Source organism: Nocardioides sp. Leaf374 (assembly GCF_916862475.1).
GTDB classification, from domain to species: domain Bacteria; phylum Actinomycetota; class Actinomycetes; order Propionibacteriales; family Nocardioidaceae; genus Nocardioides; species Nocardioides kribbensis.
Genome location: NZ_CAKASO010000006.1, coordinates 124,574 through 133,171, shown reverse-complemented (window position 1 = coordinate 133,171; position 8,598 = coordinate 124,574). Strand labels below are relative to the sequence as shown.

At 75.0% G+C, this 8,598-nt stretch carries 8 protein-coding genes and 1 pseudogene; 8 read left to right on the top strand and 1 reads right to left on the bottom strand.

The genetic code is table 11. The features are described from left to right. From LPA27_RS04880 to LPA27_RS04845, 8 genes and pseudogenes are all read left to right on the top strand, one after another. Positions 1-577 (top strand): annotated as a pseudogene (locus LPA27_RS04880) (hypothetical protein); the annotation flags it as partial. Then, a complete protein-coding gene (locus LPA27_RS04875) occupies positions 574-1,401 on the top strand; it encodes an MBL fold metallo-hydrolase (protein ID WP_228941708.1) in 828 nt (275 codons plus the stop codon). The pseudogene LPA27_RS04880 and the gene LPA27_RS04875, both read left to right, overlap by 4 nt. A gap of 10 nt (positions 1,402-1,411) precedes the next feature. Continuing rightward, on the top strand, positions 1,412-2,074 hold the full coding sequence (locus LPA27_RS04870) for a DedA family protein (protein ID WP_056863296.1): 663 nt from the start codon (positions 1,412-1,414) through the stop codon (positions 2,072-2,074). 5 nt (positions 2,075-2,079) lie between these two features. Further along, a complete protein-coding gene (locus tag LPA27_RS04865) occupies positions 2,080-2,574 on the top strand; it encodes a MarR family winged helix-turn-helix transcriptional regulator (RefSeq protein WP_228941707.1) in 495 nt (164 codons plus the stop codon). Positions 2,575-2,750: 176 nt separating this feature from the next. Next, positions 2,751-5,993 (top strand): fused isobutyryl-CoA mutase/GTPase IcmF, encoded by a 3,243-nt coding sequence (gene icmF / locus LPA27_RS04860; protein ID WP_056903301.1) that lies wholly within the window; start codon positions 2,751-2,753, stop codon positions 5,991-5,993. Then, a complete protein-coding gene (locus tag LPA27_RS04855; protein ID WP_056863294.1) occupies positions 5,990-6,487 on the top strand; it encodes a thioesterase family protein in 498 nt (165 codons plus the stop codon). Before icmF ends, LPA27_RS04855 begins: the two co-directional genes overlap by 4 nt. Before the next feature lie 60 nt (positions 6,488-6,547). Then, positions 6,548-6,778, top strand: coding sequence for a hypothetical protein (locus tag LPA27_RS04850; protein ID WP_056863293.1), 231 nt, complete (start codon positions 6,548-6,550; stop codon positions 6,776-6,778). 71 nt (positions 6,779-6,849) lie between these two features. Further along, positions 6,850-7,800 carry an NAD-dependent epimerase/dehydratase family protein gene (locus tag LPA27_RS04845; protein ID WP_228941706.1) on the top strand — a complete coding sequence of 317 codons (951 nt, stop codon included), beginning with the start codon at positions 6,850-6,852 and terminating at the stop codon, positions 7,798-7,800. Positions 7,801-7,845: 45 nt separating this feature from the next. Here LPA27_RS04845 and LPA27_RS04840 read toward each other — a convergent pair whose 3' ends face one another. Then, positions 7,846-8,538: an N-acyl homoserine lactonase family protein gene (locus LPA27_RS04840; protein ID WP_228941705.1), complete on the bottom strand. Its 693-nt coding sequence runs from the start codon at positions 8,536-8,538 to the stop codon at positions 7,846-7,848. Positions 8,539-8,598 lie beyond the last annotated feature (60 nt).

Sequence of the window (8,598 nt, the reverse complement as noted above, 5' to 3'; positions counted from 1 at the left end):
CGCCGTCTCCGGTGGCCTCGCCCACGTCTACCGCACCGACCGCCCCGGGCGGCTGACCCACGACGACCTCGCCGCCCTCCACCCGCACCTGGTGACGGGCCTGGCCGCCCACCCGGGCGTCGGTGGCGTCGTGACCCGGCTCTCCGCCCCCGGGCGCCGCGACGGCGACCTGCGCGTCGACGGGCCCGGCGGCTGGTGCGTCCTGCGGCCGGGCCACGGGGTGGTCGACGGCGAGGGCGCCGACCCGCTCGCCACCTACGGGCCGCGGGCCGCGGCCGACCTGCTCGACCTCGAGCGCCGCGACCACGTCGGCGACCTCGTCGTGCTCGGCGCCCACGACCCCGCCCTCGGCGAGGTCGTGGCCTTCGAGGAGCTCGTCGGCTCCCACGGCGGGCTCGGCGGCTGGCAGACCGAGGCGCTGCTGCTGCACCCCGCCGACTGGGAGGTGCCCACCACCCCGCTCACCGGTCTCGACGTGCACCGCACGCTGGTCGCGCGCCTCGAGCGGCTCGGGCTGCGCGCCGACTCCCCCACCCGCTCGGCGGGGCCGGCCGGGCCCGTCGGGGGGACCGCATGAGCGCCCCCGCCCCGGGTCCGGTGCGCCTGGGCGTCACCTGGTGGGGCCACGCGTCGACCACGGTCGAGCTGGGCGGGGTCCGCGTGGCGCTCGACCCGCTGCTGGCCGGGCGGCTGGTGCACCTGCGCCGTCGTACGCCGCTCCCGCCCGCCGACGCCGCGCTCGCCGACGTCGTGCTCGTCTCCCACCTGCACCTCGACCACTGCCACCTGCCCTCGCTGCGACGCTTCGCCGCCGACGTGCCGGTCGTCGTGCCGCGCGGCGGGGAGCGGCTGCTGGCCGACCTCGGCGACCGGCTGCTGGGCGTCGCCCCCGGCGAGACCCACCGGGTGGGCGGGGTCGACGTCGAGGTGCTGGCGGCCACCCACGACGGCCGGCGCCACCCGTGGGCGCGCGAGCGGCCGCCGGCGCTGGGCTTCCGCGTGACCGGGCCCGCCACCGGGGCCACCTCCGGGACCACCGCCGGGGCCACCGCCCCCGCACCGGCGTCGTTCTGGTTCCCCGGCGACACCGGGCTGCGCGAGGACATGCGCGAGGTGGCGCCGGTCGACCTGGCGCTGCCGCCGGTCGGCGGGTGGGGGCCGAGCCTCGGCGAGGAGCACATGGACCCCGACGAGGCGGCCGAGGCCGTGCGCCGCGTCGGCGCCCGCTGGGCGGTGCCGGTGCACTGGGGCACCTTCTGGCCGGTCGGGCTCGAGCGGGTCGACCGCGCCACCCACCACCGCCTCTTCGTCACCCCGGGCCGGCGCTTCGCCGACGCCCTGGCCCGCGCCGGCAGCGCCCGGCCCGTCCTCGCCTCCCCCGCCGAGCGGGTCGTCCTGTGAGGGCGGTCCGGTGAGCGCCGACCACTTCGGCCTGGTGGCGCTGCTGGTGCTCTTCGGCGTGGTCGCCGTCGGCGCGGTCGTGCCCGTGCTCCCCACCGGGGCCGCCGTCAGCGCCACCGCGGTGCTGGCGGCCGACTCGCACCTGTGGGAGGTGCCGCTGGTCGTCGCCGTGGGCGGCGCGGCCGCCTGGGTGGGCGACGTGACGACCTACGCCGTGCTGCGCCGCGCCGGTGAGCCCCTCGCGCGGCGGGTCGGGTGGCTGCGCCCCGACGACCCCGAGACCCGGCTCCACCGGCTGCGCGAGTCGATCGAGGAGCACGAGCTGCGCACGCTGCTGGTCTCGCGGCTGGTGCCCGGCGGGCGGGTGCCCGTGCTGCTGGTGGCCTCGCTGACCGGCTACCCCGCGCGGCGCTTCGCCAGCGCCGCGGTCGGTGCGGCCACCCTGTGGGCGGTCGTCTACGCCGCCATCGGCCTGGCCGGCGGCTCGCTGCTCGCCGACACCACCACGGCCGTCGTCGTCGCCGTGCTCGCCGCGCTGCTGCTCTCGCTCGGCTCGTCGCTGGCCCCGGCGCTGAGGAGGCGGCTGGGATCGTCCGGGGCGCCGTCGCCGGGCTCCGGGCCGGGATCAGCGATGGGATCGGCGCGGCGGCGCCGGCCGCGTGCGGGAGACTGAGCCGCGTGACGACCGACCCGATCCGCGAGGCGCACCGCCAGTGGGTCGCCCACGGGTGGGACGACGCCGCCGACGGCATGGCCCTGGTGACGTCGCTGGTGCGGGTGCAGCAGCTGCTCATGGAGCGCATCGACGCCGTGCTGCGTCCGCTCGACCTCACCTTCGCGCGCTACGAGGTGCTCCAGCTGCTGTCGTTCACCTCCGCGGGACGGCTGCCGATGACCAAGCTGGGCTCGCTGCTCCAGGTGCACCCCACGTCGGTCACCAGCGCGGTCGACCGCCTCGAGCGGCAGGGCTACGTCGAGCGCTCGCGCGGCGAGGGCGACCGCCGCATCGTGCTCGCCACCCTCACCGACGCCGGCCGCGCGATCGCCGCCACCGCCACCGCGGGGCTCAACCGCGACGTCTTCGAGTCCCTCGGGCTGCCGCCCTCCCAGGTCGGTGCGCTCTCGCGCCTGCTGGCCGCCCTGCGCGCCCGCAGCGGCGACCGCGTCGACTGAGCGCACGACCCGGCGCACGACCCGGCGCACGCCCAGGGCCGACCGGGGCCGACGCACCCTCGACCGACGGGGTCCGGGCGGCTATCGTGGGCAATTAGTAGGACGTCCAACTATCTTCGGGCGCCGGCCCCGGCCCACGCCGCCCGGTCGCCCCGTGACACCCCGAGGTGACCTCCGTGCCCGAGCTCCACGTCCCGTCCCACCCGGTCCGGCTGGTCACGGCCTCCAGCCTCTTCGACGGCCACGACGCCTCGATCAACATCATGCGGCGCATCTTCCAGAGCCAGGGCTGCGAGGTGATCCACCTCGGCCACAACCGCTCGGTGCAGGAGGTGGTCGACGCCGCGCTCGAGGAGGACGTGCAGGGCGTCGCGGTGTCGTCCTACCAGGGCGGCCACGTGGAGTACTTCGAGTACCTCGTGGAGTCGCTGCGCGCCCAGGGCGCCGGTCACGTCAAGGTCGTGGGCGGCGGCGGGGGCGTCATCGTCCACGACGAGATCCAGCGCCTGCGCGACAGCGGCGTCACGATCTTCTCCCCCGAGGACGGCCAGCGCATGGGCCTGGTCGGCATGATCAACTCCGTCGTCGCCGACTGCGACACCGACCTGTGGGCCGCAGGGCAGGTCACCGCCGACCAGGTCGTCGGCGGCGAGCGCGCTGCGATCGCCCGCGCGATCACCGCCGCCGAGAGCGGCCGGCTGCCCGCCGAGACCCTGGCGGCGCTCCAGCAGGCCGCGAGCGCCCACCGCTCCCCCGTGCTCGGCATCACCGGCACCGGCGGCTCGGGCAAGTCCTCGCTCACCGACGAGCTCGTGCGCCGCTTCCGCGTGGACCAGCAGGACAAGCTGCGCGTGGCCGTCATCGCCGTCGACCCGACCCGCCGCAAGGGCGGCGGCGCCCTGCTGGGCGACCGGATCCGGATGAACTCCCTCGACGGTGACCGCGTCTTCTTCCGCTCCGTCGCGACGCGCGGCGCCCACGAGCTGCCCGACCACCTCGGCGACGTCATCGACGTGGTCAAGGCCGCCGGCTTCGACCTGGTGATCGTGGAGACCCCGGGCATCGGCCAGGGCGACGCCGCGATCGTGCCCTTCGTCGACACCTCGCTCTACGTGATGACGCCGGAGTTCGGCGCCGCCTCGCAGCTGGAGAAGATCGACATGCTCGACTTCGCCGACGTGGTGGCGATCAACAAGTTCGAGCGACGCGGCGCCAAGGACGCGCTGCGCGACGTGGGCCGCCAGCTGGTCCGCAACCGCGAGGCCTTCGGCTCCCAGCCCGACGACATGCCGGTCTTCGGCACCTCGGCGGCCACGTTCAACGACGACGGCGTCACCGCGCTCTACCAGCACCTGCGCGACCTGCTCGGCGGGGCGGGGCTCCCGGTCGGCGAGGGCGTGCTGCCCGCCGTCGACGTGCGCCACTCCTCGGGCATCCGCCAGGTCGTGCCCGGCGAGCGGGTCCGCTACCTCGCCGAGATCACCGAGACCGTGCGCGGCTACCACGCCCGCACCGAGGAGCTGGTGGCCGCGGCCCGCCGGGTGCAGCGGCTCGAGGCGGTCTCCGCCGAGCTCGACTCCCTCGACGGTGGCGACCACGGCGACGTGCCCGGGCTGCTCGAGCGCGCCCGCAAGGCGCTGCCGGCCGAGGTCGCCGACCAGGTGGAGGCCTGGCCCGGTGTGGTCGCGGCGTACGCCGGCGACGAGCAGGTCACCCGCGTGCGCGACAAGGAGATCACCACCCGGCTCACGCGCGAGTCGCTCAGCGGCACGAAGGTGCGACGGGTGTCGCTGCCGACCTTCGAGGACCACGGCGAGCTGGTCCGCTTCTGGCGCCGCGAGAACCTCCCGGGCCACTTCCCCTTCACCGCGGGCGTCTTCCCCTTCAAGCGCGACGGGGAGGACCCGGCGCGGATGTTCGCCGGCGAGGGCGACCCCGCGCGCACCAACCGCCGCTTCAAGATCCTCTCCGCCGAGGGCGAGGCCAAGCGGCTGTCCACGGCCTTCGACTCCGTCACCCTCTACGGCCGCGACCCCGACGAGCGCCCCGACATCTACGGCAAGGTCGGCACGTCGGGGGTCAGCGTGGCGACGCTGGACGACATGAAGGTGCTCTACGACGGCTTCGACCTGGTCTCGCCCACGACCAGCGTCTCGATGACGATCAACGGCCCCGCGCCCACCGTGCTCGCCTTCTTCCTCAACACCGTCATCGACCAGCAGGTCGACGCCTTCCGCGAGCGCGAGGGGCGCGAGCCCGGCGAGGAGGAGCGCGCGGCCCTCGCCGCCCACGCGGTGGCCAGCGTGCGCGGCACCGTGCAGGCCGACATCCTCAAGGAGGACCAGGGGCAGAACACCTGCCTGTTCTCCACCGAGTTCAGCCTCCGGATGATGGCCGACATCCAGGAGTGGTTCATCGAGCACCAGGTGCGCAACTTCTACTCGGTCTCGATCTCGGGCTACCACATCGCCGAGGCGGGGGCCAACCCCATCAGCCAGCTCGCCTTCACCCTGGCCAACGGCTTCACCTACGTCGAGGCCTACCTGGCGCGCGGCATGGACATCGACGACTTCGCGCCCAACCTGTCGTTCTTCTTCTCCAACGGCATGGACCCCGAGTACACCGTGATCGGCCGCGTCGCGCGCCGGATCTGGGCGGTGGCGATGAAGGAGAGGTACGGCGCCGGCGAGCGCTCGCAGAAGCTGAAGTACCACGTGCAGACCTCGGGTCGCTCCCTGCACGCCCAGGAGATGGACTTCAACGACATCCGCACGACGCTCCAGGCGCTGATCGCCATCTACGACAACGCCAACAGCCTCCACACCAACGCCTACGACGAGGCCGTCACCACCCCGGGCGAGGAGTCGGTGCGGCGGGCGCTGGCGATCCAGATGATCATCAACCGCGAGTGGGGCCTGGCGATGAACGAGAACCCGCTCCAGGGGGCCTTCGTCGTCGACGAGCTGACCGACCTGGTGGAGGCGGCGGTGCTCGAGGAGTTCGACCGGATCAACGAGCGCGGTGGTGTGCTGGGCGCGATGGAGACCGGCTACCAGCGCGGCCGGATCCAGGACGAGTCGATGCTCTACGAGCACCGCAAGCACGACGGCTCGCTGCCGATCATCGGCGTCAACACCTTCCGCAAGCCCGAGCGCGGCGACGGCACCGACGGCACGCCGGTCCACGTGGAGCTCGCCCGCGCCACCGAGGCCGAGAAGGAGTCGCAGCTCAGCGGCGTGCGTCGCTTCTCCCAGGAGCACTCCCAGGAGGCCGCGGAGGCCATCGCGCGTCTCAAGGCGGCGGCCGTCACCGACGACAACGTCTTCGCCGTGCTGATGGACGCCGCGCGGGTCTGCACGCTCGGACAGGTGACGGAGGCCTTCTTCGAGGTCGGCGGGCAGTATCGTCGCAACGTGTGAGCACCTCTCTGCCTACCTACGACCAGCTCGTCGCCCTCCCGGCCTACACCGAGCAGCCCGTGCCGATCGCGTTCGAGGACGTCAACGGACACCTCAACGTGCGGCACTACCTCGGCATCGCCAGCGAGGGGCTCGACGAGTCCCTGGTGAGCCTCGGCATCCCGCAGAACTGGCCGGCCCACGGCCACGCCTGCTTCTCCGCCGAGCACCACCTCACCTACCTCACCGAGCTGCGCACCGGTGACCGGCTCTCCGCGCGGGTCCGGCTGGTCGGTCGCTCCGAGCGCGCCGCCCACGTCGTGGTCTACCTGCTCGACGACACCGAGCAGCGCGTCAGCTACGTGATGGAGGAGATCTTCCTCCACATCGACATGAGCACCCGCAAGACCAGCCCGTGGCCCGAGGACGTCGCCAAGGCGATGGACGAGCGCATCGCCGAGGACCAGGGCCTCGACTTCGAGCCGGGCCTCTCCGGCTCCCTCGCCCTGCGCTGAGCGCATCCCTCCCCGGGCGCCGCGCCGTCGCGGCCGGCGCCCGGGGCTAGGGTCGGTCGCATGCCCTCCGACCGGCCCTCCGACCGGCCCGACGACCGGCCCGACGGGCCGACCCGCCCCGCCCCGGGCGTCCAGGGCTCGCGCACCCTCGGCTACGTCGTGCCCGGCGCGCTCGCCGTGCCGGTGCTGCTCGTGGCGGCCGTGCTCGTGCTGCCACTGCTGGCCGACGTCGGCGCCGTCGGCCTCGTCGTCTGCGTGGCCCTCTCGGCGTTCCTCGCCCGCCGGTCCTGACCCGTCACCTCCGGCCGCCCTCACCCCTCAGCGCCTGGGGCGGGCGGCGGCTCCGTGCCAGGGTGGAGGGCATGACCCCGACCCCTGATGCCCCGCAGTCCTCCGGCTCGACGCAGGCCCCCGACTCCCCCGTGGTCGTCGTGACCGGCGCCAACGGCCTCGTCGGCGCCCGCGTGTGCGAGGCGCTGGTCGAGCGGGGTGCGCAGGTGCGTGCCGTCGTACGCCGCGCGGGCACGGCCCCCGACCTGGCCGGCGTCGAGGAGCGGGTCGGCGACTTCCCCGACCCCGCCTTCGCCGCGTCGGCGGTCGAGGGCGCCTTCGCCGTGGTGACCACCGTGCACCCGATGGGCAGCGACCGCGCGACCCAGCACGAGATCGGCGTGGAGGGCACCCCCGTGGTGGCCCGCGCGGCCGCCTCGGCCGGGGTCGACCGTCTCGTGCACGTCTCGACTGCCGCCGTCTACGACCGCTCGCCGGGGCGCGGAGACGTCGACGAGTCCTCCGAGCTGGTCGACGACGACGCCGGCGACTACCCCGTCACCAAGCGCGACACCGACGCCGCGCTGGCCGCCACCGACGGGCTGACCCGCGTGCTGGTGCGCCCGCCGGCCATCCTCGGCGAGGGCGACTCCTCGGTGTGGAACGCGCTGCGCCCCGCCGCCGTCCGCGACGACGAGCAGGCGCGCCACGCCGTGGCCGACCAGAGCTTCGCGTGGGTACACGTCGACGACCTCGCCGCGTTCATCGCCGACGTCGCGACCGGCCGGGTCGCCGCCTCCGACGACCCCGCCACCGGCCCGGTGGCCGGTGGCTGCACCCCGGTCAACGTCGCCGCCGGGCCGGCCACGGTGCGTGACTACCACCAGGCCGTCACCGGGGCCCTCGGCGTCGAGCCGGTCTGGGACGACGAGCCCGCCTGGACCGGCCGGATCCTCGCCGACCGCGCCCACGCCTGGGGCTGGACCCCCGAGGTCGACCTCCACGCCGCCCTCGCCGAGATCGAGGTCGGCCTGCGCGGCTGAGGCCGCACGACTGAGGCCGCACGGCCGAGGCCGCGCGGCCGCGGGTCAGGGCACCCACACCGCCGCGTCATGGGCGAAGACCACCCGTCGGGGGTCGAAGGCGAGCAGCCGAGCCAGCCACGGACTCGCGGCGGGCAGGGGGTCGGTGTGCCCGCGCGACCGGGCCCGCTCGGCGAGCACGTCGGCCGACCAGGCCGACGCGGTGTCGTGGGCCTGCCCGGCGAGCACGACCGAGCCGTCCTCGCACTCCAGCACGACCGACTGGTGGCCGGCGACGTGGCCGGGCGTCGGCACGACGTGCACCCCGGGCGCGATCTCGGCCTCGCCGTCGAGCAGCTCGTAGCGGGCGCCGGCGAAGTCGACCAGGTCGGCCGCGGTGTAGCCGACCGCGCGGGCCGCGTCGAGCTCGACGCGCTGGCAGTGGATCGGGCGGCCGGCGAAGGCCGGGTTGGCGCCGATGTGGTCGAAGTGCAGGTGGCAGTTGACGACCAGGTCGACGTCGCCGACCGCCAGCCCGACGCGGGCCAGCGCCTCCTCGACCGGCACCCGCCGTGGGCGGTACCACCCCTCGGCCTCGGCCCCGGCGTCGCCGATGCCGGTGTCGAGCAGCAGCACGCCGGCGGGGGTCCGCGCGACGTAGCCGAGCACGTGCTCGACGCGAGGGGCGCCCGTGCCGGTCTCCTCGGCCGGGCGCACGAACGTGCCGAGGTCGAGCCGCACCACGTCGTCCACGCGCATCCCGGCTCCTCCGTGCTCCGTCACCGTCCGTGGTGGCCACTGTCGCACGCGACGGTGCGA

Bases quoted from the DNA above. Each gene is read 5' to 3' on its own strand.
- LPA27_RS04875 (WP_228941708.1), top strand. From the start codon at position 574: ATGAGCGCCCCCGCCCCGGGTCCGGTGCGCCTGGGCGTCACCTGGTGG.
- LPA27_RS04850 (WP_056863293.1), top strand. From the start codon at position 6,548: ATGCCCTCCGACCGGCCCTCCGACCGGCCCGACGACCGGCCCGACGGG.
- LPA27_RS04840 (WP_228941705.1), bottom strand. From the start codon at position 8,538: ATGCGCGTGGACGACGTGGTGCGGCTCGACCTCGGCACGTTCGTGCGC.
- LPA27_RS04845 (WP_228941706.1), top strand. From the start codon at position 6,850: ATGACCCCGACCCCTGATGCCCCGCAGTCCTCCGGCTCGACGCAGGCC.